This window comes from Rhodococcus aetherivorans (assembly GCF_025722975.1).
GTDB classification, from domain to species: domain Bacteria; phylum Actinomycetota; class Actinomycetes; order Mycobacteriales; family Mycobacteriaceae; genus Rhodococcus; species Rhodococcus aetherivorans.
The window spans coordinates 111,303-137,772 of the sequence record NZ_CP106984.1 but is presented as its reverse complement, the minus strand read 5'-3'; the positions used below and the strand labels follow the sequence as shown (position 1 = coordinate 137,772).

The window sequence follows — 26,470 nt, the reverse complement described above, 5'->3', positions numbered from 1 at the left end:
CACAGAAAGCAACACATGCCCACCCGACTGCACGTATTCGATATGGACGGCACGCTGCTCAACGGAGCAGCCGCCCTGGAACTGTCGACATTCTTCGGCCGCCGCGACGTTGGACTCGAAATCGAACAGCTCTGGCACGCTGGACAAATCACCGACTTCGACTTCTGGTCAACCCTGCTCGAGGTCTGTGCGCACGCGACGGAGGACGACCTCGACGCCGCGTTCGAACAAGCGGCCTGGCTCGATGGCATCACCGATACCTTCGACGATATCCGCAGGCGCGGTGAGATTGCCATCGTGATCTCGCAATCGCCGGCGTTCTTCGTTCAGAGACTTAGAAACTGGGGCGCTCACGAGGCCTACGGATCCGATGTGGTGATCGGACAGACGCTCTCCGAAGAGGCAACACTGTCACCGCAAGCCAAGGTCCACATCACGCGAGATGCACTGGAGCGCTACCACATCGAACCAGCCGACTGCGTCGCCTACGGTGACTCGTCCTCCGATGTGGATCTGTTCGGATGGCTACCGAACACCGTCGCTGTCAACGCCAGCCCGTTGGTGTCCGAGCTTGCCGCAGTCCAGTACCAAGGTAACGACCTTCGCCAGGCGTACGCATTGGGACGGAAGTTACTCAGCGCGAGCACCCCGTCCTGAACACGCGCCGGGCCACCGACGAACACTCCGCTACCGACACCCACCTCCCATTCCCAGGCACCACAGGAGACCTTATGGAACCGCTCAAGATCCTCTTCACCGGCGAATCCTGGATCAAGCACGTTATTCACATGAAAGGCTTCGATCAGTTCCACACCACTGAGTACGAGGAAGGCGCAAGCGTATTCCTCGAAAATCTCACCCGCGAAGGGCACGACGTCAACTACGTGCGCGGCCACGAGATTTCTTCACGTTTCCCCAAGACGGCACAGGAAATCGACGAGTACGACGTAGTTGTCATCTCCGATATCGGATCGAATTCCTTCCAGCTCCCCGACGAGACGTTCCTACGTTCGGAAGCATCGCCCAACCGTCTGGGAGTAGTCGCTGAATACGTCCGCCGGGGCGGCGGATTGGTCAAGGTCGGTGGCTATATGTCGTTCACCGGAATCGACGGCAAGGCCCGCTTCGGCATGACCCCCCTCGCCGACGTGTTGCCTGTGACCATGCTCCCCTACGATGACCGCATCGAGGTCCCGGAGGGCTGCAAGGTCGAGGTATGCCGACCGGAACATCCCGTCCTGGGTGACACCTCCAGCGACTGGCCTCCCCTGCTCGGCTACAACCGAGTGGTGGCCCGCGACGACGCCGAGGTCGTCGCCCGCACCGGAGACGACCCCATCCTGGTCACAGGACATCATGGCGACGGCCGAGTGGTCGCGTTCACCTCGGATCTCGCTCCCCACTGGGCCCCGCCGGAGTTCGTCGAGTGGTCGAACTACGCGCTGCTGTGGTCTTCGATACTGTCGTGGGCTAGTGGACGATCCTAATTCCGCAGAGAGGGATTGCTGTGGCGTCATCTGAGCACAGACGCACGCGCAAGCGCACGACCATCAAGGACGTCGCGGAACACGCTGGAGTCTCCATGAGCACGGTGAGCTACGTACTCAACGACTCCGGCCCGGTTGCGCCCGACCGCCGTACCCGTGTGCTCGACGCCGTGCGAGTTCTGGAATACTCGCCGAACGAGTCTGCGCGTAATCTCAAACGCCGCAGCGCTTCCCGTATTGGCATGGTCGTACCCGACCTGACCAATCAGTTCTTCGCCATGATCACCGAAGGGGTCCATCAAGCCGCATCGGCACGTGATGTCCTGGTGGTCCTGGTGGTCCCGGGCAGCTCGGAACAATCCGAGGAAGCCCAGACCAGATTGCTGCGCAGCCAACGCGTGGACGGAGTCATCTACCTGACCAGCACCGGGTCCATGCCCGAAGCTTGCTACGAACTGGCTCGCTCTGGTCCGGTGGTGCTCGTCGACGAGCAGATCCCGGGCATCGACCTGCCCGCCGTGGTCTGCGACTCCCGCAGGGGAGCTCGCCAGGTCGCGCAACACGTCCTCGACAAGGGCCACCGGGACGTTGCGATCATCGGCGGTCCGGAGGGTCTGTGGACGGCTCAACAACGACTGGCCGGCTACCGCGAGGCACTTGCCGGGGCAGGCATCGACCCGGACACGGTCCCGGTGTACTACGGCGACTACCAGCAATCGTCCGGCCGGGACCTGGCCCAACGCGCGTTGGCGGCGCAGACTCGGCCCACTGCCCTGATCTGCGCCAACGACCTCATGGCTGTGGGCGCGATGGAGTATTGCCGCGCACAAGGGCTCCGTATGCCCGAGGACGTCAGCATCGTGGGCTTCGACGACCTTCCTCTGTCGTCGCTTCTCACGCCGCGGCTCACCACCGTGCGCCAGCCGGCGCGAGACATGGGCTACCGCGCAGCGACAGTCCTTTTCGATTTGATTGAGAACCGCACACCGGAACCCATGGATCCGTTACCGACGACACTCCAGGATCGGTCATCGGTGTGCACTATCAGCGGGAGCGTCAATGAGTAACGGGGTTCTAGTGGTCGGCGCCCTCAACGTCGATCTGGTCGTGGCCGTCGATCGGTTACCCGGTCCGGGTGAGACCGTCGTCGGTCCACACCTGGACAAGTTCGGCGGCGGCAAGGGCGCGAACGCGGCTATCGCAGCCGCCCGCATGAACGTGCCGGTGCGCTATTGCGGAGCGATCGGCGATGATGAACTCGGACGCGAGGCATTGGTCGAGCTCCGCGCCTCCGGTGTCGACGTCACCGACGTCGCCGTCCTCGACGACACCGCCACCGGCACTGCCCTGATCGTGGTCGACGCGGTGGGGGAAAACCAGATCGCCGTTGCCGCCGGGGCCAACGCTGCCCTTACGCCGGCACTCGTTCGCCGGGCCGTCGAGCGTGCATCGGGGTGGGCCGGATGTGTACTCGTCAGCACCGAAATCCTCCCGGCAGCGGTCGAAGCTGCCGTGTCGACAGCCTCCGACATGGGACTGCGCTGTGTGCTGAATCCGGCCCCTGTGCGCAACGAGTTCATCGCCAGCGCCCACGCAGCGTCGGTTCTGACACCCAATAGTTCAGAGCTTCGTGACCTGTGCGCTGCACTGTCCATCCCGTTCACCGACGTCGGTGACGCCTCGGCGAACGTCGCTCGGGCCACGGGAGCGTGCCTCGTCGTGACCAGAGGGGACAAGGGGGCGATCGTGGCCTATCCCGACGGAACCATCGAACCCGTCCCGGCCCTGCAGGTATCGGACGTGCGTGACACAACCGGTGCGGGCGACACGTTCAACGGTGTGCTCGCAGCGTCGCTTTCCTCCGGGATGCCGCTCGGAGCCGCAAGTGCGCTTGCAGTAACGGCAGCGTCACTGTCGGTCAGACATGTCGGTGCCCGCACAGGGATGCCGATCGCCGACGAGGTCAACGCCGCACACGTATAACCGATCACCGTGTGATCATGCTGGGCGCCGTATCCGCCCACCCTCCATAGAAACGTTTCTATCGCCGATACGGGAATCTCCACCTTCGAACCCACCGCTACATCCCCACGATGCTCTCGTCCTTTCGCGCCACACTCCCCGCACATGCCCGATTCCCCGGCATCTACCTGGAAGGCCACCAATGACGACCTCCATTCCGTTCGGATCCCAGAAACAATTGATGTTGTTCTCGGGCCGCGCCAATCCGGCGCTCGCCTCGTCGATCGCCTCCAACCTGCAGGTCGATCTGGGTCGGGTCGCTCTGAAGACATTCTCCAACGGAGAGGTGTACTGCAGATTCGACGAATCCATTCGAGGCGCAGACGTCTTCCTGATCCAACCGATGTGCGCAAACCCCATCGAAGGCCTCAGCGCCAACGACGCACTGGTCGAACTGCTCGTGATGATCGATGCAGCCATCGGCGCCAGTGCACGCCGAGTAGTCGCGGTCACCCCCTGGTTCGGCTACTCCCGTCAGGACAAGAAATCCTCACCCCGCGAACCCATCTCGGCTCGTATGGTGGCACGAATCCTCGAGGCAGCCGGTGTCGACCGGGTACTCACGATGGACCTACACGCGGGACAGCTTCAGGGCTTCTTCAGCGTTCCGGTCGACCACATGACCGCGCTGATGGCACTCGCGGACCACTTCGCCGCGCTGGACGACGACCTGGTGGTCGTCGCACCGGACGCCGGTCGCGTAAAGCTCAATAAGCAATTCGCCACTCGCATCGGTGCCGGCCTGGCCATCCTGGACAAGGAACGTCCTCAGCAGCAGGTCGCGGAGATCACCACCGTCATTGGAGATGTACGAGGTAAAACCGCGATCATCGTCGACGACATGATCGACACCGCGGGAACCCTACGCGCAGCAGGCGAGGCGGTCGTCCGCGCCGGATGCTCGCGAGTCTTCGCCGCCGCTACCCACGCAGTGTTCAGCGGCTCTGCGCACGAGAACCTCGCCAACTCTCCGTTCGAGCGCATCGTCGTGACAGACACCATCCCCCTCGGGCCCGGAGCCCCGTCGACCGTCGACGTCGTATCGTGCGCACCGATGCTCGCCAACTCGATCCGGTGCATCTTCACCGACGACTCCGTCAGCGAGGTATTCGGGGGGAAGAACCATGTGTTCTGACAAAGCCCTACACGCCGAAGGCCAGATCATGACGGCCATAAACCTCAGAGGTGTCCACGACGACATCGGTACGGTCGACACAGCGGCGTTGCGCGCAACGTTCGGCCGCTTCCCGAGCGGGGTCACCGCGCTGTGCGCGACCGACGTGACCGGTGAGCCGATCGGTATGGCCGTCAGTGCGTTCGTCAACGTGTCATTGGAGCCTCCGTTGGTGGGCGTGTTCGTTCAGACGTCCTCGACCACCTGGCCCAAGCTACGAGAACGACCACGGATCGGACTGTCGGTCCTGGGAGCAGGACAGCAGACACCGTGCCGGCAACTCGCCGCCCGCCAGGTCGACCGGTTCGCCAACGTGAGCTGGGAGAGCGGGCCCGACGGATCAGTCTTCCTGCACGGTGCAGCAGCCTGGTTCGACTGCGAAATCGAATCGGAAACCACGACGGGCGATCATCGATTCGTGCTTCTCCGCATCATCGGACACGACTTCGAAGCCGAGCAGGACCCACTCGTATTTTACGCCAGCAAGTTTCACGAATTGCCCAACGGCATTTCGGATAACTGACAGAAAGGACAGCTGTGATCTACGAGATCAGGGAGTACGTCGCGGTACCGGGCAAACTGTCGGCGATAATCGACCTCTTCACCAACCACACGGCCCGCATGTTCAAGCGATACGACATGGAGCTGATCAGCGCCGGCCACACACTGATCGGAGAACACTCCTTCGGCGAATTGGTGTACACCGTTCGATTCGCAAACCTGGCCGAGCTCGAAAACAAGTGGTCCCAGATGCTCGCGGATCCTGAATGGCAGCAAGCGTTCGCTGCTGCCGAATCAGACGGACCACTGATTCGGACAATGCGCCGTCGGGTCATCGACGGATCATCGATCGAAGAAGCGCCATGATAGTCCAGATCAATGGGTGTCACGACATTCAACTCATCCCTACCGAGGACGATGACGTCCGGGTAGTAACACACGAGATCTTGCTCCCCTATCTACCGGGCATCGTGAAACTGACCGGATTGGGACGCGTCAACGGCCGCTCCGTGGAGCTCGACGAGAACTGGTCCGGATGGCCTTCTCATTGCTGTTCCTTGCCCAAAACCGCGACCATCGTCACTCGTTCCCTCTGAGCGGAAGTCGATGATCCGGCTCTTCGCAGAGCTTCACTTTTCACGAGTCAGGCTCGCACCCGCTATTGCCACGGTTGGCACCATCCGAAAGGACTCTCAATGATCCTGTCAAGCCGCCACCGCGGTGACCGGCACAGTCGGTTGCCAGGTGCGGTTGTCGCGGAGCAGAGCGTAGAGAACGTCCACGCGCCGCCGAGCCAGGCAGATCGTGGCCTGGACGGGTCGCTTACCTTCGGCACGTTTGCGCTGATAGTAGGCGCGGGATCGGGGATCGCAACGGACCGCGGTCAACGCCGACATGTACATCACCCGGCGCAGGCGCCTGCTGTAGCGCTGAGGGGTGTGCAGACGCCCGGTGCGTTTACCCGAATCCTTGGGTCTCGGCGCCAACCCGGTCCAGGCAGCGAGTTGGTCGGCCGAGCCGATCAGGGCGGGGTCACCTACTGCGGCAAGGAATTCGGCTCCGAGCCGGAATCCCATACCCGGCAAGCTCAGGATCACTTCGGCCAGAGGGTGACGGCGAAATCGGGCCTCGATCTCCGCGTCCACGGCGTTGATACGTGTGTCGAGGTCGATCACCGCCTGCGCCAATTCGGCGACCAGTTCGGCAGCGACATCTTCCCCCGGCAACCGCACGGTCTGCGCCTTCGCGGCGGTGACTGCGGCCCGGGCGATCGATTCGGCGTGGCGCACCCCGGCCCCGGTGAGCATTGCGGCCAGTCGGGCCGCCCCGACGCGGCGGATCGCTTTCGGTCGCTGGTAGCGGGCCAGCAGCACCACCCAGCCCCGGTCCGAGGAGATCTGCGCGACGCGTTCGAGTCCGGGGCAGATCGCGACGAGTTGCTGACGCAGCCGGTTGATGGTCCGGGTACGGTCGGCGACCAGATCGGTGCGGTGGCCGGTGAGCATCTGCAGCTCACGGATCAACTCGTCGTCGGGACGCAGAACGGGCAGGTCCGACCGCATCCGGGACTGATCGGCGATCACCCGGGCGTCGCGGGCGTCGGTCTTGGCTTCGCCGCCGCGGTAGACCGACGATGCCTGCCACACCGAACGTCCGGACAGGTAGCGCACCGGTTTCCCGGCGTCGGCCAGCACAGTCAGCAACAAGGTGACGTAGGCGGTGGTCAGATCCACCGTCCACGACACCGTCTCGGCGAGTGCGTCGATCTCGGTGATCACCGCACGGATCGTTGCTTCGTCGTTGTCGCATCGCCGCGACAGCACCACCGTCCCGGAGGTGTCGAGTACGCATATCCAGTGGTGTTCTTTGCCGACGTCGACTCCTGCCCACAGTTGCGAACCGGTCATCGGATTTCCTCGTTTTCGCTTGTGTTCCGGCCTGGCCCCGATGGACGCCTCCGCCGGCATTTCCTTAAACAAGCGATCATGCGCAGATCTCAATCAGCGGTCCGAGGTGTCCAGACAGGTCGGGTGGCCAGTCCTTTCAAGCCCCACTCGAGAGTGGGCAAACCTTATGCAGCCTCGCCCGGCCTGCCCGGGTTACAGCTCAACGTAACTCTCACGAAGTAACTGCACCTACGAACTTAAGGAACCTCGATGACCGGCTTCAGCTCCCTACTGGCTGCCGTCCCGACCGGCCTCTGGATCGACGGCACTACTCGCGAGTCCTGTTCCGGTAGACGTTTCGACATTGTGAATCCTGCGACTGGCACCGTCTTGACGACCGTAGCCAACGGCAGCGTCGCCGACGCAAGACACGCGCTCGCATCGGCTGCCGAGGTTCAGCCGGCATGGGCTGCGACCGCCCCTCGCGAACGGTCGGAGATCCTTCGCAGAGCCTGGGAACTCGTCATGGAGCGGTCCGAAGAGTTCGCCCGGCTGATCACACTCGAAATGGGCAAACCGTTGGCGGAGAGTCGCGGCGAGGTGGTGTACGGAGCAGAGTTCCTCCGGTGGTTCGCAGAGGAAGCTGTTCGAATCGGCGGTCGTACCGCGACCGCACCGTCTGGAAACGGCCACATCGCGGTGATCAAGGAACCTGCGGGTCCAGCCCTGGCCATCACGCCCTGGAACTTTCCGCTCGCGATGGGGACACGCAAGATCGGCCCGGCGCTCGCGGCTGGATGCACCATCATCGTCAAACCGGCCGAGGACACTCCCCTCACCATGTTGCTGCTCGCACACGTCTTTGCTGAAGCCGGTCTTCCTCGTGGTGTTCTGTCTGTACTACCGACTCTCGATGCCCCAGACGTCGTCGGCACTCTGATGAAGGACCGTCGACTGCGAAAGGTCTCCTTCACCGGATCCACCGCCGTCGGGAAGAAGATCATCGAACAATCCGCAGATCAGATACTGAAGAGCTCCATGGAACTTGGCGGCAATGCCCCGTTCATCGTCTTCGATGACGCCGACATCGACGCCGCAGTCGACGGTGCGATGGCCGCCAAGATGCGTAACGGTGGTGAAGCCTGTACTGCCGCCAATCGACTGCTCGTACACAATTCGATCCGGGAAGAGTTCACTCGTGCTCTGTGCGATCGGATCGCCGCGACAACAGTGGGTCCCGGTTACGAAGACGACGTCACGCTTGGTCCGTTGATCAATGCCAAGCAACGCAACGCGGTTGCAGCACTGGTCGATGAAGCCGTTGCTGCCGGAGCACGCGTGCGCACGGGCGGGACACCCATCGACGGTCCCGGCTACTTCTACCAACCGACCGTCATCGACAATGTACCTGCCGGTGCACGCATCCTCAGTGAAGAGATCTTCGGTCCGGTTGCGGTCATCACAGGCTTCGACACCGAGGCCGAAGTAGTCGCGAGCGCAAACGACACCGACTACGGATTGGCTGCCTACTTCTACACGCAGAACCTCGATCGAGCGTCCCGAGTCGCTCGCGCCCTCGAATTCGGGATGGTCGGCGTGAACCGGGGCATTATTTCCGATCCAGCGGCTCCCTTCGGCGGCATCAAGCAGTCCGGGTTGGGCAGCGAGGGCGGCAGCGAAGGAATCGAAGAGTACCTCAACACCAAGTACATCGCTCTGACCCCCTGACAGTTGTTCATGGCAACTGTCCTGCAGAAATCGGAGATTCCAGGACTCGTCCGCACAGCATCGATAATCCACAACATCCACTGATTCGAATAAATACTGGAGATCGACAACAACGATGTCATTCGACTTCGAGGAACCCGATGCAGCCCGGGAAGCGCGAACCGAGCTGGCACGCCTTGCCCGATCATGGCTACTCGTCCCCCCTACCGATCTCGCGCGGTTGCATACCGCGGTCGCTACCAGTCCGGACTGCCTTGTCCTCGATCTCGAGGATGGAGTGCCCTACAGGGAGAAAACATCTGCACGGACAGTTGCGGCGCAGTGGCTTCGCGACAGAGTCGGTTGGGTACGAGTCAACGACGCTTCGACCCGTGAACTTGCACTCGACCTGGAAATACTCCGCGATTCGCCGGGCCTTACCGGAATTGTTCTTGCAAAAACCGAGAGTCCGCAAGACATCGACATCGTGTCTGCCGCACTCCCCCATGTCCCGATCGTCGCTATGGTCGAGACTGCTTCCTCGCTTCGTCAGGCCGACCGTATCGCTGAATGCTCACCGGTCGTGCGCTTGGCCTTCGGCATCAGAGACTTCTGCAGCGACCTCGACATCGATGGGACACCAGAAGGCCTGGCGTATGCACGCTCGACCCTCGTCATCGCCAGCAAGACGGCGGAAATCGCAGCGCCTATCGACGGCCCGAGCGCTGCGGATGATCGGGATATCGTCGCAGCCGACATCGACACAGCCATAAAGTTCGGCATGACCGGAAAATTGTCGGTTCGGGCGCGTCACGTCGACACGATCAACGAGAGATTCTCCCCGTCGGCCGATTCAGTCTCACAAGCGCATGCCACTATCGCCGAACTCGGCCCCTGCGGGGAGAACATCGAGACGGGAGCCGATCGGCCGCGCTTCATCTCAGCCACTGCCGTGCTTTCCAGATCTCGGTACTTCGGCCGCTTGGAGGCGACCAAATCCGCCTCTCTTGCCCAGTAGTCGGCGCGTTCACGCTGCTCTGATCAGCACCGTCAACGCTGCAAGGGTCTCGGGTGCGGTGTACCTGCCCGGGTCAAGAACCCGCAAGGCATCATCGAGAAGACTGATTACCGCGCGGAGATGGTGGACAACACCGCCGCGCGAGGTCGACGCCGAGCGAATGCGGGATGGTCCGGACGCGTTCCAGCGCGTGTGCAGCGACCGCCGATCCCGGAAGCAGAATCGACCGGGGCGACGATCACGACCGCTCTTCCGAGACGGCCGCCTGCCGTGACACGGTGAGGGGAACGGCAACCCGCACCGTGTCACGGCAGGCGTCGAGACCACCCGGCAACTACTCCTCGGTGCCTCGAAGCTGAGCGAGTCACAAGTGCAGGTCACCCCCGATTCGGCAGCGAGGTGGGCGATGTCGTCACCGCCTCGCCCGCCGGCACCCGATCACTGCTACAGCGAACCCCGCTCACACATGGGCACTTTCGTTGAGCACGAGTGGGTACCGCCGCTGAATCTCATTCCCCTCGTACTCGAACCCGGACGGTCGCCGGCACCGCGAAACCGCACATCGATGCCGACTCCGTCCTCGACCACCTTCATCATCGCTACACAACGCCACCCGGCAGAGCAAGTGCGGGCGTGCGTCACGCCGCTGAGGGCGTTGCGTCCGTGTCCTCCCGTCACCTGGACTCAACGCCCCTGCGACCTCAGTTGTCCTGTGTCACACGCTTACTTTCGGAGGACAGGACAGTAGGGGTATCCAAATACACCGTGCTGCCGGCGGCCCTGAACTGGTCGGACATATGTTGCATCCCGGCGACGGCGGCCTGGTCGGCGGCGTCACCGAACCTGGTCCGGATGTCTTGGGAGATACGCATCGAGCAGAACTTCGGCCCACACATCGAGCAGAAGTGCGCCGTCTTGGCCGGTTCAGCCGGAAGCGTCTCGTCATGGAACTGCTCGGCCGTATCCGGATCCAGCGACAGAGCGAACTGATCCCGCCACCGAAACTCGAAACGCGCCTTCGACAACGCGTCGTCACGCTCGACGGCACCGGGATGGCCCTTGGCGATGTCGGCGGCATGAGCGGCGATCTTGTACGTGATGACCCCGGTCTTCACGTCGTCCCGATTCGGCAGTCCCAGATGCTCCTTCGGGGTGACGTAACACAGCATCGCGGTGCCATGGCGGGCGATCTCGGTGGCCCCGATCGCGGAGGTGATGTGGTCGTAGCCCGGAGCAATGTCGGTCACCAGCGGCCCCAGGGTGTAGAAAGGCGCTCCATGACATAACTTCTGCTGACGCTCCACATTTTCCCGCACCCGATGGATCGGGATGTGGCCAGGGCCTTCGACCATCACCTGAACGTCGTGAGCCCAGGCACGGGTGGTCAGTTCGGCAAGGGTGTCCAGTTCGGCGTACTGCGCGGCGTCGTTGGCGTCGGCGATCGACCCCGGTCGCAGCCCGTCCCCGAGGGAAAATGCCACGTCGTAGCGGGCGAAGATCTCACACAGTTCGTCGAAGTGGGTGTAGAGAAAATTTTCCTCGTGATGGGCAAGGCACCAACCGGCCATGATCGACCCACCTCGGGAGACGATGCCGGTGAGCCGCTCGGCCGTGAGCGGTACGTAGCGCAGCAGCACTCCGGCGTGGATGGTCATGTAGTCCACACCCTGCTCACACTGCTCGATCACGGTGTCGCGAAAGATCTCCCACGTCAGCGCATCGGCCTGGCCGGCGACCTTCTCCAGAGCCTGGTAGATCGGCACCGTGCCGATCGGCACCGGGGAGTTGCGAATGATCCACTCTCGGGTGGTGTGGATATCTTCACCGGTGGACAGGTCCATCACAGTGTCCGCGCCCCAACGGGTGGCCCAGCGCATCTTGTCGACTTCGTCGACGATGGAGCTGGTCACCGCTGAGTTACCGATGTTGGCATTGATCTTCACCAGGAAGGACTTGCCGATGATCATCGGCTCGGACTCGGGGTGGTTGACGTTGGCGGGGATGATCGCCCGACCCGCCGCCACCTCCGAGCGCACCAGTTCCACGTCGCAGTTCTCCCGCAGCGCCACGAACCGCATTTCCTGGGTGATGATCCCCGCCCGGGCATAGTGCATCTGCGTGACCGTCCGGCCTGTCCTCGCTCGCACCGGGACAGGTCGGGGCCCCTTCCACTCCCGGGACGCCTCTCCACGCCGCACCGCCGAGCGGCCATCGTCGAGCAGATCCCGTTCTCGCCCCGGGTAGTGCTCGACGTCGCCGCGAGCAGCAATCCAGTCGGCGCGCGTCGGCGGGAGCCCGATCAGCGGATCGCTACCGGGACCTGCAGTGCGGTAGACCTGCAGCGACGGGTTCGGCACCCCGCCGGGAGAGTCGCCCAAGCGGATCTCTGTGACAGGTACACGCAGGTCGTGTTCCTCGTCGTGGACATAGCACAGGGCATGCGAATTGGATGCACTCATCGGAATCGTTCCTACTTCCTTCGCCGGCATTACCCGGGCAGGTTCGACGGTCGCAGGCTGCCTCAGCCCGATCTCAGCCCCTGCAATAGGGCTCCCGTGGGGACGGCACAGACCCTAACACCCGGCTTCTCCCGCTGCAGATGTAGCTGGTCCGGTCGTCGGAGCGGTGCGAAGTCGGCCCGTCCTGTACGAGCTACGAGGAGGTACTCTTCTATACGTCATTGACTGTTGACTCGAGGAGATCGGGACCTTGTCCGCACAGCTGGCCTTCGATGCCCTCGCCGACCCTGTACGGCGAGCCATTCTCACTGTGCTGGCAGAGCGTGACGAGTGCAGCGTCAACGAACTGGTCGACCAGATCGACAGCGTGGGACGCACCGGCGTCTCGAACCACCTCCGGATCCTGCGGCACGCGGGCTTGGTCACCGAACGTAAGGCCGGACGCTTCCGTTTCTACTCGATCGACCCGGCCGGTCCCGCACGCGATGTCATTGCAATGTTGCAGGAATTGTTCCGAGGAGCCCTGTCAGATGCCGTCGAGGCCGCAGACCGCACCGCTGCCACCGACACAACCTTGCGACGTGCATAGCTTCCAGGAAACACGGTGACCCAGCTCGTACTGCACGCCGAAGAGTGGACCGCATCCCCACCCTCGGTGGCTTACAGCCTTTTCGGAGCAGGCGACGAGGCGGGATGGCTCTTCGGTGCGGTATGCGATCGAGTCGAACCCGGCGCTGCCGTGCGTATGGCGGTCCACCTCAGCGGTTCCGGCGCAGAACCGGTCGAAATCCTCGGCCGTATTGCTGCCGCACGTCCGCATGCGTACCTCGATATCGTGCACGACCAGCCCTGGCGAGGGCGTATCAAACTCCGTTTCGAAGCCGCAAACGGTGGTACGAGAGTTCGGCTCATCGCCGAACTCGACCAGCCCGGATTGGAATGGTTGATGCGGCGTCGAGGGTTCCCTACCTCTCGAAACGCCTCTTCCCATCCCCGTCTGGGATTGTTGACGTCGAAATCCGGACCCGGCAGCCTCTTCGCCACCTCGATTGACAACGCCGCCATGCTGGCACTGGAGGAAATCAATGCCGAGGGCGGTATCCACGGCAGTCCAGTCGAGTTGATCGTGGGTGATGACGCCACAGACCCGCAGACCGGCGTCATGGAAGCGCGACGACTCGTCCAGGCAGGCTGCCGGACCATTCTGGTCGCCGCCACATCGGCTACCTACACCGCCGTTGCCGAGGCGCTCAGTGATGCACCCGTGCTGCTGGTACAGCCGGTCATGAACGAAGGAGGGCGCGGCGATCGTCTCCGCCTCCAGCTCGGCGAGCGGCCGGGCGACCAGTTGGCAGCAGCCGTGAAACCACTCATGCGGATGGAGGGGGTGCGACGATGGTTTCTGGCCGGCGACGACTATTGTTGGCCCCGTACGACACACGGCCTGGCACGCCAACTGTTGCCTCGGTACTGCGCCAGAGTCGTCGGGGAAAAGTTCGCGTCTCTGGGAACTCGTGACTTCGCCCCGATCATCGAATCGATCCAGAAATCGGGTGCCGACATCGTACTGTCGACCTTCGTCGGAGCTGATGCTGTTGCGTTCGAGCGGCAATGTTATGCAATGGGATTGCGGGATCAGTGCATCACTCTGGCGCCCGCCTTGGAAGAGTCCACGCTGACGTACATCGGCGACGAAGCGGCCCGTGGCCTCTACTCCGTCTCGGGGTACTTCCAAGGATTACAAACGGAAGGTAACGCCTCGCTTCTGAAGAGGTACCGGGCGCAATTCGGTCCTTGGGCACCGCCGCTGTCGACGTTGAGCGAGTCTGTGTTCGAGGCAGTTCACATATGGTGGCAAGCGGCCCGGAAAGCCGAGGATAGCGAGCGGATCGCCGCGGCAATGCGTCACGGCGAGTTTCAGCTACCGCGGGGCACCGTCACCTTGAGTGAGGACCGACTCAGGCAGCAGCTCCATTTGACGAAAGCGACCGGCACAGAACTGTATCCTGCCCTCGGATGAGTTGAGACCTCGCTTGCTAGTACCGAACACCAGGGCATATGTCTGGTCATATCGACGTGCTCGCTCCGTCTACAGTTTCGTTCCCGGCCGGACGGATGTGCAACCACCGAGCGCAACTCGGGGTCGTCTGTGCATCAGCGTCGCCAGGATTGCTTCCGGCTACGCTCGGGTCCCGCGTTACCGCCATTCGACGCGATGTCGATCCCGGTCAAGGCGACAATGACAGCTGCCAGATCCTCCTCTGTGGGATCGGGACCGGTCGCGGAGGTCGAGGCTTTCTGCGAGATCTGCTTCCCTCTCGGGGGTCGTTCTGACTTCATTCTTCGCCTTCCTTTGTGAACGTCTCTCTGCGGCACTTCCGGCCACAGTCAGCATCTTGAGATAGCTCCGAATGCAGACGGTTCACGATTCGTTCCGGGGGCTCGACGGGCGTCTTCCAGTCTCCGAAATAAACAGCAGCGTGGTCGAATTTGTGGCCGTCAGCGCGGTTGAGCCGCAGAGTGAATGCGCGGCAATCGAACTCAGATTATCGGGCCATTGCCCCACTGTCCACAGCGCGTGAGCGCGATACACGTGGCAATAAAGAATGACTGCCAGAACGCTCGTGCCGACACAGGCGAGTGCGGCGCTCTATTGCAGGCAACCCACACACCGGATAGGTCTCCACGATCGTACCTCCAGACGGATGGTGGGGATGTTCACTTTCTCTCTGGAGCTCCCTGGAGCCACTCGCGCCGACGCATCCACGCTCGGACAGCCCACGGTGCGGATCACCCCTGTTCGTCGGTAACAGAACAGTAACATGTCATCAGGTCATGACGTGTTGACGCATTAGACGAGGGCACATAGGGTTGGTGACTCACGGCACAAGGAGAGCATTTCATGGATGGAATCCACGACCTCGGTGGCCGCGCCGGCCTGGGTCCGATCAAGCCCGAATCCGATGAACCTGTTTTCCATTCCGATTGGGAGCGGTCGGTTTTGACGATGTTCCCGGCGATGGCCCTGGCCGGCGCGTTCAATCTCGACCAGTTCCGGGGCGCGATGGAGCAGATCCCCCCGCACGACTACCTGACCTCGCAATACTACGAGCACTGGATGCACGCGATGATCCACCACGGCATCGAGGCGGGCATCTTCGATTCCGACGAACTCGACCGCCGCACCCAGTACTACATGGACCATCCGGACGAAACGACCCCCACGCGGCAGGATCCGCAACTGGTGGAGACGATCTCGCAACTGATCACCCACGGAGCCGATTACCGACGCCCGACCGACACCGAGGCCGCATTCGCCGTAGGCGACAAAGTCATCGTGCGGTCGGACGCCTCACCGAACACCCACACCCGCCGCGCCGGGTACGTCCGCGGTCGTGTCGGCGAAGTCGTGGCGACCCACGGCGCGTATGTCTTTCCGGACACCAACGCACTCGGCGCCGGCGAAAGCCCCGAACACCTGTACACCGTGCGGTTCTCGGCGACCGAGTTGTGGGGTGAACCTGCCGCCCCGAACGTCGTCAATCACATCGACGTGTTCGAACCGTATCTGCTACCGGCCTGACCAGGTCATCCGGTCCACCCAGCGAGACGTCCCTTCACCACAGACAGAAACGAGCCCACCCCGATGACCGCCCATAATCCCGTCCAGGGCACGTTGCCACGATCGAACGAGGAGATCGCCGCACGCGTGAAGGCCATGGAGGCCATCCTCGTCGACAAGGGCCTGATCTCCACCGACGCCATCGACCACATGTCCTCGGTCTACGAGAACGAGGTCGGTCCTCAACTCGGCGCCAAGATCGTCGCCCGCGCCTGGGTCGATCCCGAGTTCAAGCAGCGCCTGCTCACCGACGCCACCGGCGCCTGCCGTGAAATGGGCGTCGGCGGCATGCAGGGCGAAGAAATGGTCGTGCTGGAAAACACCGACACGGTCCACAACATGGTCGTATGTACCTTGTGCTCGTGCTATCCGTGGCCGGTTCTCGGCCTGCCACCCAACTGGTACAAGTACCCCGCCTACCGCGCCCGCGCTGTCCGCGACCCCCGAGGTGTGCTGGCCGAATTCGGATATACCCCCGACCCTGACGTCGAGATCCGGATATGGGACTCGAGTGCCGAACTTCGCTACTGGGTCCTGCCGCAACGCCCAACCGGCACCGAGAACTTCACCGAAGAACAACTCGCCGACCTCGTCACCCGCGACTCGCTCATCGGCGTATCCGTCCCCACCACACCTAGCAAGGCCTGACATGCCCCGACTCAACGAACAACCCCACCCGGATCTCGAAGACAACCTCGGCGACCTGGTACAGAATCTGCCGTTCAACGAACGAATCCCCCGCCGCTCCGGCGAGGTCGCCTTCGATCAGGCCTGGGAGATCCGCGCCTTCAGCATTGCCACCGCATTGCATGGCCAGGGCCGATTCGAATGGGACGAATTCCAGTCCCGCCTGATCGAGTCGATCAAACAGTGGGAAGCCGAACACGCCACCACCGAGCAGTGGAGTTACTACGAGCGTTGGATGCTCGCACTCGAAGAGTTGCTGCACGACACGGGATTTGTCGCAGGCGAGGAGCTCACGCACCGTACCGAGCAGGTGCTGGCAACGCCCGCCGGCGCCCATCACCAGCACGCCGTGCGTGATCCCATCGCCGTGCACGCCATCGGCACGCCCACCACTGACTCCGACGGGTAGCCGGAACCTCGTCGCCGCGAACCCAGCGGGTTCACCGACGTCGAGTCGCTCCCGGAAGCGCGCCCCGTGTAACGACGACTGTTGGTGCGAACCCCGAACGCCGCGACATCAGTATCTTCCCGGTCTTCAGACCTGGCTCCACCGCGGACCTACGGAGCGTCACCGGTACCGCGGCTCGAATCGGGCCGGTTCATGCCCGCACCCGCGGCACCCCGAACATTTCAGTCTCAGGCGTATCCGAAAAACGCTGCGAATCATCTGAAGGACAAGCGTTTGACCAGCACCACCATTACACCGCACCACATAGGTGGTGCCTGGACTCGAACCGAGCGTCGACGGTTGGCGTCCGTTGTCGGTGCCATCGTGATCCTGCACGTCTTGGGCGTGGCGCTGTACTTGGGATACTCGGGCAACCCGGCAGCGGCCGGGGGCCTCGCCGGATCCGGTGTGCTCGCCTACGTGCTCGGCGTTCGTCACGCATTCGACGCCGACCACATCGCGGCAATCGACGACACGACACGCCTGATGCTGCTACGGGGACGCCGTCCCGTCGGAGTCGGATTCTTCTTCGCGATGGGACACTCGACCGTCGTCGTTGTCCTTGCCCTCGTCGTGGCACTGGGCGCGAGCGCCCTAACCACGACCGAACTCGAAGGAGTACAGGAAATCGGCGGGTTGGTCGCCACCGTCGTCGCCGTCACCTTCCTGTTGATCGTTGCAGGACTCAACAGTGTGGTCCTGCGCAATCTGCTTTGCCTGTCCCGACAGGTACGCGCCGGATCGGACATCACCGGCGACCTCGAGAGCAGACTCAGTGAGCGCGGGCTGTTCACCCGCCTATTGGGCAACCGCTGGCGCGGACTGGTTCGATCGTCCTGGCACATGTACCCCGTCGGCCTGTTGATGGGACTGGGGCTCGAGACCGCCTCCGAGGTCACCTTGCTCACCCTCACCGCCTCGGCAGCCACCGGGGGCACGTTGTCGATAGCCGCTGTGCTCAGCCTCCCGTTGCTCTTCGCCGCGGGGATGAGCACGTTCGACACAGCGGACTCCTTGTTCATGACCCGCGCATACTCGTGGTCGTACCAGGACCCCCAGCGTCGACTGAACTTCAACATTGCGACGACCGGCGCCACCGTGGTCATCGGCCTCTTCGTAGCCGGCATCTACGTATGTGCACTACTGGCACACCTGCCCATGTTCGCTGCGCTGTCCCCGATCGGTGACATCTCCGAAAACTTCGAATTCCTCGGCTACGCCGTCGCAGCCGCCTTCATCCTCACCTGGACAGGCGCGTTGCTGTTCAATCACCTGAAACCTCAACGGAACTGAAGGCGCCCACGATCACATCAGCCACCGAGATACCCATAACGCTGACGGACACTTACGACACAGCGCACCGAGCGATCCCTCCCTCCCCCACTCGATGATGCTGTTCACATATTCGAAGGGACTCTCAATGATCCTGTCAAGCCGCCACCGCGGTGACCGGCACAGTCGGTTGCCAGGTGCGGTTGTCGCGGAGCAGAGCGTAGAGAACGTCCACGCGCCGCCGAGCCAGGCAGATCGTGGCCTGGACGGGTCGCTTACCTTCGGCACGTTTGCGCTGATAGTAGGCGCGGGATCGGGGATCGCAACGGACCGCGGTCAACGCCGACATGTACATCACCCGGCGCAGGCGCCTGCTGTAGCGCTGAGGGGTGTGCAGACGCCCGGTGCGTTTACCCGAATCCTTGGGTCTCGGCGCCAACCCGGTCCAGGCAGCGAGTTGGTCGGCCGAGCCGATCAGGGCGGGGTCACCTACTGCGGCAAGGAATTCGGCTCCGAGCCGGAATCCCATACCCGGCAAGCTCAGGATCACTTCGGCCAGAGGGTGACGGCGAAATCGGGCCTCGATCTCCGCGTCCACGGCGTTGATACGTGTGTCGAGGTCGATCACCGCCTGCGCCAATTCGGCGACCAGTTCGGCAGCGACATCTTCCCCCGGCAACCGCACGGTCTGCGCCTTCGCGGCGGTGACTGCGGCCCGGGCGATCGATTCGGCGTGGCGCACCCCGGCCCCGGTGAGCATTGCGGCCAGTCGGGCCGCCCCGACGCGGCGGATCGCTTTCGGTCGCTGGTAGCGGGCCAGCAGCACCACCCAGCCCCGGTCCGAGGAGATCTGCGCGACGCGTTCGAGTCCGGGGCAGATCGCGACGAGTTGCTGACGCAGCCGGTTGATGGTCCGGGTACGGTCGGCGACCAGATCGGTGCGGTGGCCGGTGAGCATCTGCAGCTCACGGATCAACTCGTCGTCGGGACGCAGAACGGGCAGGTCCGACCGCATCCGGGACTGATCGGCGATCACCCGGGCGTCGCGGGCGTCGGTCTTGGCTTCGCCGCCGCGGTAGACCGACGATGCCTGCCACACCGAACGTCCGGACAGGTAGCGCACCGGTTTCCCGGCGTCGGCCAGCACAGTCAGCAACAAGGTGACGTAGGCGGTGGTCAGATCCACCGTCCACGACACCGTCTCGGCGAGTGCGTCGATCTCGGTGATCACCGCACGGATCGTTGCTTCGTCGTTGTCGCATCGCCGCGACAGCACCACCGTCCCGGAGGTGTCGAGTACGCATATCCAGTGGTGTTCTTTGCCGACGTCGACTCCTGCCCACAGTTGCGAACCGGTCATCGGATTTCCTCGTTTTCGCTTGTGTTCCGGCCTGGCCCCGATGGACGCCTCCGCCGGCATTTCCTTAAACAAGCGATCATGCGCAGATCTCAATCAGCGGTCCGAGGTGTCCAGACAGGTCGGGTGGCCAGTCCTTTCAAGCCCCACTCGAGAGTGGGCAAACCTTATGCAGCCTCGCCCGGCCTGCCCGGGTTACAGCTCAACGTAACTCTCACGAAGTAACTGCACCTACGAACTTAAGGAACCTCATGTCTTCGTTGACTCCCCCCAATTCCAACCAAATGTCGGCCCTGAACAACCACTTCCGATTCGGACTGACGACGCCGGAACTCGAAGAGTTCGCACCGGCCCTCGAAGCGACGCTCGCGTCCTCCGAAACCGTCGAACGCCTCTACGAGCGCACCGCGCCCGAGCCGCCTCAGCGGTCATGGACCTCACCCACGGCGGACGAGAACCCGCTGAGCGCCTGGTACGTCACCACCTCGATCAGCGAAACCGACGAAGGCCCCCTCGCCGGGCGAACGGTCGCCGTGAAAGACAACGTCGCAGTCGCCGGCGTGCCGATGATGAACGGCTCCCGAACCGTCGAGGGCTTCACCCCCCGCTACGACGCCACCGTCGTACGCCGACTGCTCGACGCCGGCGCAACCATCACCGGCAAAGCGGTGTGCGAAGATCTCTGCTTCTCCGGCGCCAGCTTCACTTCCCACCCCCAGCCGGTCCGCAACCCCTGGGACGAAAGCCGCATCACCGGCGGCTCGTCCAGCGGCAGCGGCGCCCTGGTCGCCAGCGGCCAGGTGGATATGGCAGTCGGCGGCGACCAGGGCGGTTCGATCCGCATCCCCGCCGCGTTCTGCGGCATCGTCGGACACAAACCCACCCACGGACTGGTCCCCTATACGGGAGCATTTCCCATCGAACGAACCATCGACCACCTCGGTCCGATGACGCGCACGGTCAGCGACGCCGCCGCAATGCTCACCGTCCTCGCCGGCACCGACGGCCTCGATCCCCGACAGACCCACCGGATCGAACCGGTGGACTACCTCGCGGCGCTGGCCGAACCCGCATCGGGTCTGCGCGTGGGTGTGGTCACCGAAGGCTTCGACACCCCTGTCTCCGACGCTGCCGTCGACAATGCCGTGCGCACCGCCATCGGCGTACTGCGCTCGGCCGGACTTACCGTCGAAGAGGTCTCGATCCCCTGGCACCTCGATGCGATGGCCGTCTGGAACGTGATCGCCACCGAGGGAGCGGCCTACCAGATGCTCGACGGCAATGCCTACGGCATGAACACTGATGGCTTCTACGATCCCGAACTGATCGCCCACTTCTCCCGTCAACGACTCGAGCACGGTCACCAACTGTCGAAGACGGTCAAACTCGTCGGGATGTCCGGGCGCTACACATTGGAGGTAGGCGGCGGCAAGTACTACGCCATGGCCCGCCAACTCGTCCCCGAAGTCCGCGCCGCCTACGACGCCGCCTTGGCTCGGTACGACGTGCTGGTGATGCCCACCCTCCCCTACACCGCCACCAAGATCCCGACCACGGACATTCCGTTGGCCGACTATCTGGACACCGCACTGTCGATGATCATCAACACCGCACCATTCGACGTCACCGGTCACCCCGCCTGCAGTGTCCCCGCTGACCTGGTCCACGGGCTTCCCACCGGAATGATGATCATCGGCAAGCATTTCGACGACGCGACAGTGCTGCGCGTCGCCCAGCTCTACGAACATGCAGTGGGCAACTATCCTGTCCCGCCGGCTGCAGCCGGCACCCTGACATAACCCATTCGCCCGACCGTACGAGACCACACGCTGCGAACTCGTACGGTCGGGCGGAACCGGTGACTGTCGGACACCTTCCTCCTCGACCCGGACGCGCATTCGGGGAGTGAGGACACCCATGTCACCGTACGCCCTTGCTCTGGACGGACTTTCCCGAGAAAGGGCGCCATTGCCGAACGAAGGACTCCGCATGCAATCTTGCGAAGAACGCGTAGAGAACAGCATCCTGATGCTGCGCCCGATAGGCGTGCTGCGCGGCGCCTCGTCCGCTCGGCTGCGGCAGCGCCTGGACCGAGCCCTGGCTGACAATACCGATGTCGTCGTCGATCTCGGGAGCGTGCCCAGTGTAGATTCCACCGGTCTCGGTGTGATGATCCATGCCACCAAGACGGCACGGACGCACTGTCGTTCCCTGACATTCGCCGCGCCCAGCGCCCGGGTGAAGGCGATGATCGAACGGACCCGCTTACAGTCGGTAATCACACTGTCGTCGTCGGTCGAGGCTGCTATGGAACGCATCCGATGATCCGCCACGCTCGAGCAGACACAGACACAGACACACACCGCTGCAGATCCGCCGGATCACGGCCACCTCTGCACTCCATCCAAATCATGGGCCCCAAAGCGAAACCCATGTTCTCGAAAGACGCCTCTGGACAGTTCACGTCGACAACTGTCACCGGTGCACCCGCGTCGACGCAGCTCGCCGATCGCGCGCGTTCGGTCGGCGCATCTGTCGTTACACCGACGCTCACTCGTCGAGTCCGCAAACCTGGAAACCTGGGACAGGCACCGATATGACCTGGATACGACTCGTCTGCATGTCGGCGATACTCCTGGTCGTCACCCTCGCAAGCGTGTGCACCATCCCCGGACCCGGTGCAGCATCGCCAGGTGAGGACACAGGTGCGCCGACCTCCACCCCGTGGGTCTCGTATGCTCATCCGCTGCGGGTGACCACCACCGGCGGTATTTTGCACCTCGACGGTCAACCCTGGTGGCCCACCGGCTTCAATGCCTATCAACTGGCTACGGATTGGACGGTCAACGCCGGTTGCGGAGCGATGGTGGATCTGGACTCCTACTTCTCGTCTCGCCAACCGGGGACAGTGACCCGATTCAACGCCTTTCAGAATCTGGCCGTGGACAAGCGCAACGGCAAGCTGAACTTCGAACCGATCGATGCGGTGTTCGCGGCTGCCGAACGGCACCGACAGTTACTCATCCCGGTGCTCGCCGCCCAGGACGGCGCCTGTGAGGACGAGCAATACAAAACGCGCGAGTGGTATCTCGGCGGATGGAAAGAACCCACCGACATGCCGCTGAGCTACAGCGAGTGGGTTGCTGCCGCCGTCGATCGCTGGGCCGGATCACCTTCGATCGCTGCATGGGAACTACTCGGCGAACCCGAGGTCGGCGTCTGCACCACCCCCGACTGCGACCTGCACCAACGTCGGTGCCCGGAAGACTCGTCGCAGGTGCTGCGCGACTGGGTCGATGCGGCCGGGGCGGTGGCTCGTGCGCACGATCAGCGACACCTGCTCACGCTCGGTCTACTCGGGGGCGAGCAGTGCGGTCTCGCCGACGGTGGTTATGCCCTGGTCGCTGCCTCGCCCTATCTGGACGTGGTTCAGTACCACGACTACGACGATGCGTCATTCCTCCCACTGCGACTCGAACAAACCGAAAAACCTGTGCTCGTTGCCGAGTTCGGGATCCGCGCTGGAAGCTGCCTACCCCTGACCGAACGCGCCACCCGCGTCGGTGCCCAGATCGACCGGTATCACACGATGGGCACTGCCGGGGCGCTGTTGTGGGCCTTCGTACCGGATCCTCGACCACAGGAATGCACGTACGACATCGGACCCTTCGACCCCATCCACGGCTTGCCCCAGATGAGATAGGGACGCGCCCCGGGCCGGCGCGTCGGGGCGACAGTCGTCTCGGAGGCCACGGAACCGATTGCTCAGGCCGGCTTCCGCCACACTCACCCATGGTGAAGGTGATGAGTACCCGGCAGCCGCGGATGCCGGTATTCTGTGTCCGGGCTCGACGCCCCACCGCGTGACGTTGTCTTCCCTCATTGCACGAATCGAACGCGATTCCGAAATTGTTTGTGCACTAGTACTTCTGATTGAAGTCGATTAGGTCGTATCGGGAGGCACCGTCGGTGCCCGCTTAGATTGTCGAGGCGGACACCGACGGCTCCCGTACCTGTCGCCGACAGGGGGCGGCGACGGTTCGTCGCAGAGCGACGAAACGGGGTTCTCGTTCTCGGTACTGCGCAGCGACTCGGACATAGTCGCGTAGCAACTCGGAACAGCAGGGGCGAGGTTCCAAGCACGGAGAACAGAATGTTGAAACAAGGCCCCGTCCTCCCCGATAGGGCGACTCGCTCCAACACCAAAAGACTAGCGAAAAACTCGTCGTAACAGCAAATTACATGGCTTTTCATCCGTCCCGACACTGCATCGTCGGAGCACCCGCCCACGAGCACCGGTGACATCCTGTCCCCTTCCCATCTCCCGACAGACCGGATCTTCTTGCCAACACCGCCGACGAACGACTCCACCCCCCTGAGTCCGGCGCCGAGCACACTCCCACAACCGTGGGTTCCGGTCGGACAGATACGGACGAGTTCCGAACGCCCGGATCAATGCCACACAGCCGACCCCACTGTCCCCGAACCCTGCCCGGCCACGAAACCCACTGGTAGCTACGCAACTCGTGGTCACGCGCAGGAACCCTGTGATATACACATACAGTTCACGGAGCATTGATGGTCGACAGCAGGGGCCGCACTGCCAACCAACAGCTTTCGTGACGCCCCAGCGTCGTTCCAGGGGAACACGGCGCGAACGGACGCGCGCAGACGCACGGCCTCGACGACAATGCCAACGCACACCTCCCCACTGTTCACTTCCGCCGACTCCGCCGGACCGATCGACTGGAATGGCATCGGCCGAAACGGCCCTGGTCCTGCAGAGGAGATGGAACGCTGCACGATGAATAGCATCGTGTTCCGCCACCGTGCGGATCGACAGGCCCTCAAGACGCCGGTGAACACACTGGACAAGGTGCGCCCGCACCGAAGACAAGTCCAGAAGTTCCCGGTGTAGCGTTCTGGGACACTCCGAACCGGTGTCACCTCGTTTGCATAGAGTCCGTTCTCGCCGTGAGGTCTTCGGAGGTGGATGTGTGGTAACCGACCGGTTCCGTGAGCAAGCAGAAGAACACGGTTCCGATAGATGTGAGAATCTCATACCGAAAATGCGACCGGAGATCGAACAGTCCTGGCGCCGCTGCCTCGCAATGGGAGTGACACCCGACAGTTCTCCACTGCGCTATATCGACGACGCACCCACCGATCCGAAGCTTGTGCGTGCGGCGCGGCCGGTCCTGGATCGGTTGGCCGATCAACTCGCCGATGCACCGGTGACGATCCTGCTCGCCTCGCAGGATGCGACCATCGTCGACCGGCGGGCCGGGCAGCGGTCGCTGCTCGGTCGTCTCGACCGTGCCCAGGTCGCCCCGGGGTTCATCTTCGCCGAGGAATGCGCCGGAACCAACGGGATCGGCACCGCACTCGAAGAACGCAAAGCGTTCCGGGTCCGCGGTGAAGAGCACCTGCTCGAGTCGCTGCATCCGCTGGCCTGTGTCGGCTCCCCGATCGTCGATCCGGTTTCACGCGCGGTGACCGGCATCGTCGACATCACCTGCCAGGTCGACGATGTCAACGAGCTGATGGCACCGCTGGTGCTCTCGGCGGTGCGCGACATCGAAGAGCGACTGTTCGCCCTGTCCGCCCGCAGCGAGCAGAACCTGCTGCGCGAATACATGCGCAGCAAACGCCGCGGCCACGCGGCGGTGGTGGCGATGAGCCGGGACACGGTGATCGCGACCCCGACGGTGTCACGGTTGATGGACTCGACCGATCAGATGATGATCTGGGACTGGATCAGCACCCATCTGGCCGCCAAGGACGAATGGGAAGGACCGCTGCGTTTCGCCGAGGGGATCGACGTGCGGGTCCATGCCCGCCGGGTCGGTGAGTCCACCGATCCGCTCAGCGCGATCATCGAACTGCGCCCGCTGGCCTCCCCGGCTCCGCCGCGTCCGCGCGCCCGCCTGGCCCCCGCCGCGCCCGCCGGTGCGGCGCCGGCGACGCGTATCGCCGGCCGCAGCCTGGCCGCGCACCGACTCCAGGACCGGGTCGACGAGATCGCCGCGACCGTCGCGCCGGTGCTGATCATCGGCGAGTCCGGTGTCGGCAAAACGCATCTGGCGCGGCAGATCCAGCACCGCTGGGGACCGAACGCCCCGGTCCCGAGCGTCGATGCGTCGACGTTGACCCCCTCGGCGGTGGCCGAGTTGCGGGCGCGTCTGTCCGGCAGTTTCGCGTGCATCCTCGAGCACCTCGACGAGGTCCCCGACGACGCTGTCGCTCCTACCCGGCGGTTGCTCGACGCCGCCGTCGAGCTCGGTGCACCGGTGATCGCCACCGCCACCTCGAGCACCCCCGACGATCTGCGCCATCAGGTGCAGACCCATGTGCGGCGCAGTGTGTGCATCCCGCCGCTGCGTCAGCGCATCGAAGATCTCACCGATCTCGCGCGGGAGTTGCTCGCCGCCGAATTCCCCGACCGTCCGACCCCGCAACTGCAACCGGCCGCGCATCGGGCGTTGATCGACCATCACTGGCCCGGCAACCTGCGCGAACTCGCCTCGGTGCTCAGTACCGCGGCGGCACGGTCGATGGGATTCGACATCAAACTCGAACATCTGCCCGCCGACTACCGCACCCTCGGTGCCGGCCGCCGGTTGACCTCGCTCGAACGCACCGAACGCGAAGCGATCGTCCGCGCCCTCGACGAGTCCGACGGCAACAAATCCCTCGCCGCCCACCGGCTCGGTGTGGCCCGCTCGACCCTCTACCGCAAGATCCGCGCACTGGGCCTGGAAAACGAAACGTTCGGATCCTGACCCCTGAAACACTCTGTCGCATAACGAGACATCCTCGCCATTGACCCT

General features: G+C 63.4%; 22 protein-coding genes and 1 riboswitch. Of the genes, 19 read left to right on the top strand and 3 right to left on the bottom strand.

What is annotated here, in order from left to right:
* Positions 1–15: 15 nt before the first annotated feature.
* The 7 genes from OCS65_RS29085 (at position 16) to OCS65_RS29055 (ending at position 5,550) form a co-directional block, all read left to right on the top strand.
* Entirely contained in the window at positions 16–657 is a 642-nt protein-coding gene (locus OCS65_RS29085; RefSeq protein WP_039583670.1) for an HAD family hydrolase, read from the top strand.
* A 74-nt stretch (positions 658–731) separates the two neighbouring features.
* Positions 732–1,487: a glutamine amidotransferase gene (locus OCS65_RS29080; protein ID WP_039583672.1), complete on the top strand. Its 756-nt coding sequence runs from the start codon at positions 732–734 to the stop codon at positions 1,485–1,487.
* Positions 1,488–1,507: 20 nt separating this feature from the next.
* Positions 1,508–2,554: a LacI family DNA-binding transcriptional regulator gene (locus tag OCS65_RS29075; RefSeq protein ID WP_263510534.1), complete on the top strand. Its 1,047-nt coding sequence runs from the start codon at positions 1,508–1,510 to the stop codon at positions 2,552–2,554.
* The gene (locus OCS65_RS29070) at positions 2,547–3,470 is read left to right on the top strand and encodes a PfkB family carbohydrate kinase (protein ID WP_039583674.1); all 924 of its coding nucleotides are present in this window, start codon (positions 2,547–2,549) and stop codon (positions 3,468–3,470) included. Before OCS65_RS29075 ends, OCS65_RS29070 begins: the two co-directional genes overlap by 8 nt.
* A gap of 181 nt (positions 3,471–3,651) precedes the next feature.
* Entirely contained in the window at positions 3,652–4,644 is a 993-nt protein-coding gene (locus tag OCS65_RS29065) for a ribose-phosphate diphosphokinase (RefSeq protein WP_263510533.1), read from the top strand.
* Between the two features lie 28 nt (positions 4,645–4,672).
* A complete protein-coding gene (locus OCS65_RS29060) occupies positions 4,673–5,206 on the top strand; it encodes a flavin reductase family protein (protein WP_263510532.1) in 534 nt (177 codons plus the stop codon).
* Positions 5,207–5,220: 14 nt separating this feature from the next.
* Positions 5,221–5,550, top strand: a complete 330-nt coding sequence (locus tag OCS65_RS29055; RefSeq protein ID WP_039583675.1) for an NIPSNAP family protein — start codon at positions 5,221–5,223, stop codon at positions 5,548–5,550.
* A gap of 338 nt (positions 5,551–5,888) precedes the next feature.
* On the opposite strand, the gene OCS65_RS29050 is transcribed toward OCS65_RS29055, so the two are convergent.
* Complete coding sequence (locus OCS65_RS29050) at positions 5,889–7,091, bottom strand: IS110 family RNA-guided transposase (RefSeq protein WP_106201818.1); 1,203 nt, start codon at positions 7,089–7,091, stop codon at positions 5,889–5,891.
* A gap of 249 nt (positions 7,092–7,340) precedes the next feature.
* On the opposite strand from OCS65_RS29050, the gene OCS65_RS29045 reads away from it, so the two are divergent.
* On the top strand, positions 7,341–8,798 hold the full coding sequence (locus OCS65_RS29045) for an NAD-dependent succinate-semialdehyde dehydrogenase (RefSeq protein ID WP_039583676.1): 1,458 nt from the start codon (positions 7,341–7,343) through the stop codon (positions 8,796–8,798).
* A 115-nt stretch (positions 8,799–8,913) separates the two neighbouring features.
* Complete coding sequence (locus OCS65_RS29040; RefSeq protein WP_263510531.1) at positions 8,914–9,795, top strand: HpcH/HpaI aldolase/citrate lyase family protein; 882 nt, start codon at positions 8,914–8,916, stop codon at positions 9,793–9,795.
* Positions 9,796–10,496: 701 nt separating this feature from the next.
* Here OCS65_RS29040 and thiC read toward each other — a convergent pair.
* Positions 10,497–12,254, bottom strand: a complete 1,758-nt coding sequence (thiC, locus tag OCS65_RS29035; protein ID WP_263510530.1) for a phosphomethylpyrimidine synthase ThiC — start codon at positions 12,252–12,254, stop codon at positions 10,497–10,499.
* A riboswitch (TPP riboswitch) is annotated at positions 12,253–12,362 on the bottom strand. Its footprint overlaps the gene before it by 2 nt.
* Before the next feature lie 142 nt (positions 12,363–12,504).
* Between thiC and OCS65_RS29030 the strand changes: the two genes are divergently transcribed.
* From OCS65_RS29030 to OCS65_RS29005, 6 genes are all read left to right on the top strand, one after another.
* A complete protein-coding gene (locus OCS65_RS29030) occupies positions 12,505–12,843 on the top strand; it encodes an ArsR/SmtB family transcription factor (protein WP_120284965.1) in 339 nt (112 codons plus the stop codon).
* Positions 12,844–12,858: 15 nt separating this feature from the next.
* Positions 12,859–14,274 carry a substrate-binding protein gene (locus OCS65_RS29025; protein WP_263510529.1) on the top strand — a complete coding sequence of 472 codons (1,416 nt, stop codon included), beginning with the start codon at positions 12,859–12,861 and terminating at the stop codon, positions 14,272–14,274.
* Between the two features lie 882 nt (positions 14,275–15,156).
* The gene (gene nthB, locus OCS65_RS29020; protein ID WP_263510528.1) at positions 15,157–15,837 is read left to right on the top strand and encodes a nitrile hydratase subunit beta; all 681 of its coding nucleotides are present in this window, start codon (positions 15,157–15,159) and stop codon (positions 15,835–15,837) included.
* A 63-nt stretch (positions 15,838–15,900) separates the two neighbouring features.
* The gene (nthA, locus tag OCS65_RS29015) at positions 15,901–16,524 is read left to right on the top strand and encodes a nitrile hydratase subunit alpha (protein WP_263510527.1); all 624 of its coding nucleotides are present in this window, start codon (positions 15,901–15,903) and stop codon (positions 16,522–16,524) included.
* A gap of 1 nt (position 16,525) precedes the next feature.
* The gene (locus tag OCS65_RS29010; protein ID WP_263510526.1) at positions 16,526–16,972 is read left to right on the top strand and encodes a nitrile hydratase accessory protein; all 447 of its coding nucleotides are present in this window, start codon (positions 16,526–16,528) and stop codon (positions 16,970–16,972) included.
* Between the two features lie 192 nt (positions 16,973–17,164).
* Entirely contained in the window at positions 17,165–18,304 is a 1,140-nt protein-coding gene (locus OCS65_RS29005) for a HoxN/HupN/NixA family nickel/cobalt transporter (RefSeq protein ID WP_263510525.1), read from the top strand.
* Positions 18,305–18,440: 136 nt separating this feature from the next.
* On the opposite strand, the gene OCS65_RS29000 is transcribed toward OCS65_RS29005, so the two are convergent.
* Complete coding sequence (locus OCS65_RS29000) at positions 18,441–19,643, bottom strand: IS110 family RNA-guided transposase (protein WP_106201818.1); 1,203 nt, start codon at positions 19,641–19,643, stop codon at positions 18,441–18,443.
* 248 nt (positions 19,644–19,891) lie between these two features.
* Here OCS65_RS29000 and OCS65_RS28995 point away from each other — a divergent pair, with 248 nt between their 5' ends.
* From OCS65_RS28995 to OCS65_RS28980, 4 genes are all read left to right on the top strand, one after another.
* The gene (locus OCS65_RS28995) at positions 19,892–21,439 is read left to right on the top strand and encodes an amidase (protein WP_263510524.1); all 1,548 of its coding nucleotides are present in this window, start codon (positions 19,892–19,894) and stop codon (positions 21,437–21,439) included.
* A 190-nt stretch (positions 21,440–21,629) separates the two neighbouring features.
* Positions 21,630–21,965 (top strand): STAS domain-containing protein, encoded by a 336-nt coding sequence (locus OCS65_RS28990; RefSeq protein ID WP_088899665.1) that lies wholly within the window; start codon positions 21,630–21,632, stop codon positions 21,963–21,965.
* Between the two features lie 295 nt (positions 21,966–22,260).
* On the top strand, positions 22,261–23,343 hold the full coding sequence (locus OCS65_RS28985) for a glycoside hydrolase 5 family protein (RefSeq protein WP_263510523.1): 1,083 nt from the start codon (positions 22,261–22,263) through the stop codon (positions 23,341–23,343).
* A 1,366-nt stretch (positions 23,344–24,709) separates the two neighbouring features.
* Positions 24,710–26,422 carry a sigma-54-dependent Fis family transcriptional regulator gene (locus OCS65_RS28980; RefSeq protein WP_192379063.1) on the top strand — a complete coding sequence of 571 codons (1,713 nt, stop codon included), beginning with the start codon at positions 24,710–24,712 and terminating at the stop codon, positions 26,420–26,422.
* The last annotated feature ends 48 nt before the right edge of the window (positions 26,423–26,470 follow it).

Excerpts from the sequence above, each read along its gene's own strand:
- OCS65_RS28990 (WP_088899665.1), top strand. The coding sequence starts at position 21,630 with ATGCAATCTTGCGAAGAACGCGTAGAGAACAGCATCCTGATGCTGCGC.
- OCS65_RS29010 (WP_263510526.1), top strand. The coding sequence starts at position 16,526 with ATGCCCCGACTCAACGAACAACCCCACCCGGATCTCGAAGACAACCTC.
- OCS65_RS29085 (WP_039583670.1), top strand. The coding sequence starts at position 16 with ATGCCCACCCGACTGCACGTATTCGATATGGACGGCACGCTGCTCAAC.
- OCS65_RS29060 (WP_263510532.1), top strand. The coding sequence starts at position 4,673 with ATGACGGCCATAAACCTCAGAGGTGTCCACGACGACATCGGTACGGTC.
- OCS65_RS28995 (WP_263510524.1), top strand. The coding sequence starts at position 19,892 with ATGTCTTCGTTGACTCCCCCCAATTCCAACCAAATGTCGGCCCTGAAC.
- OCS65_RS29045 (WP_039583676.1), top strand. The coding sequence starts at position 7,341 with ATGACCGGCTTCAGCTCCCTACTGGCTGCCGTCCCGACCGGCCTCTGG.
- OCS65_RS28985 (WP_263510523.1), top strand. The coding sequence starts at position 22,261 with ATGTCGGCGATACTCCTGGTCGTCACCCTCGCAAGCGTGTGCACCATC.
- OCS65_RS29040 (WP_263510531.1), top strand. The coding sequence starts at position 8,914 with ATGTCATTCGACTTCGAGGAACCCGATGCAGCCCGGGAAGCGCGAACC.
- OCS65_RS29070 (WP_039583674.1), top strand. The coding sequence starts at position 2,547 with ATGAGTAACGGGGTTCTAGTGGTCGGCGCCCTCAACGTCGATCTGGTC.
- OCS65_RS28980 (WP_192379063.1), top strand. The coding sequence starts at position 24,710 with ATGCGACCGGAGATCGAACAGTCCTGGCGCCGCTGCCTCGCAATGGGA.
- nthA (WP_263510527.1), top strand. The coding sequence starts at position 15,901 with ATGACCGCCCATAATCCCGTCCAGGGCACGTTGCCACGATCGAACGAG.
- OCS65_RS29005 (WP_263510525.1), top strand. The coding sequence starts at position 17,165 with ATGCCCGCACCCGCGGCACCCCGAACATTTCAGTCTCAGGCGTATCCG.
- nthB (WP_263510528.1), top strand. The coding sequence starts at position 15,157 with ATGGATGGAATCCACGACCTCGGTGGCCGCGCCGGCCTGGGTCCGATC.
- OCS65_RS29080 (WP_039583672.1), top strand. The coding sequence starts at position 732 with ATGGAACCGCTCAAGATCCTCTTCACCGGCGAATCCTGGATCAAGCAC.
- OCS65_RS29050 (WP_106201818.1), bottom strand. The coding sequence starts at position 7,091 with ATGACCGGTTCGCAACTGTGGGCAGGAGTCGACGTCGGCAAAGAACAC.
- OCS65_RS29065 (WP_263510533.1), top strand. The coding sequence starts at position 3,652 with ATGACGACCTCCATTCCGTTCGGATCCCAGAAACAATTGATGTTGTTC.
- thiC (WP_263510530.1), bottom strand. The coding sequence starts at position 12,254 with ATGAGTGCATCCAATTCGCATGCCCTGTGCTATGTCCACGACGAGGAA.
- OCS65_RS29000 (WP_106201818.1), bottom strand. The coding sequence starts at position 19,643 with ATGACCGGTTCGCAACTGTGGGCAGGAGTCGACGTCGGCAAAGAACAC.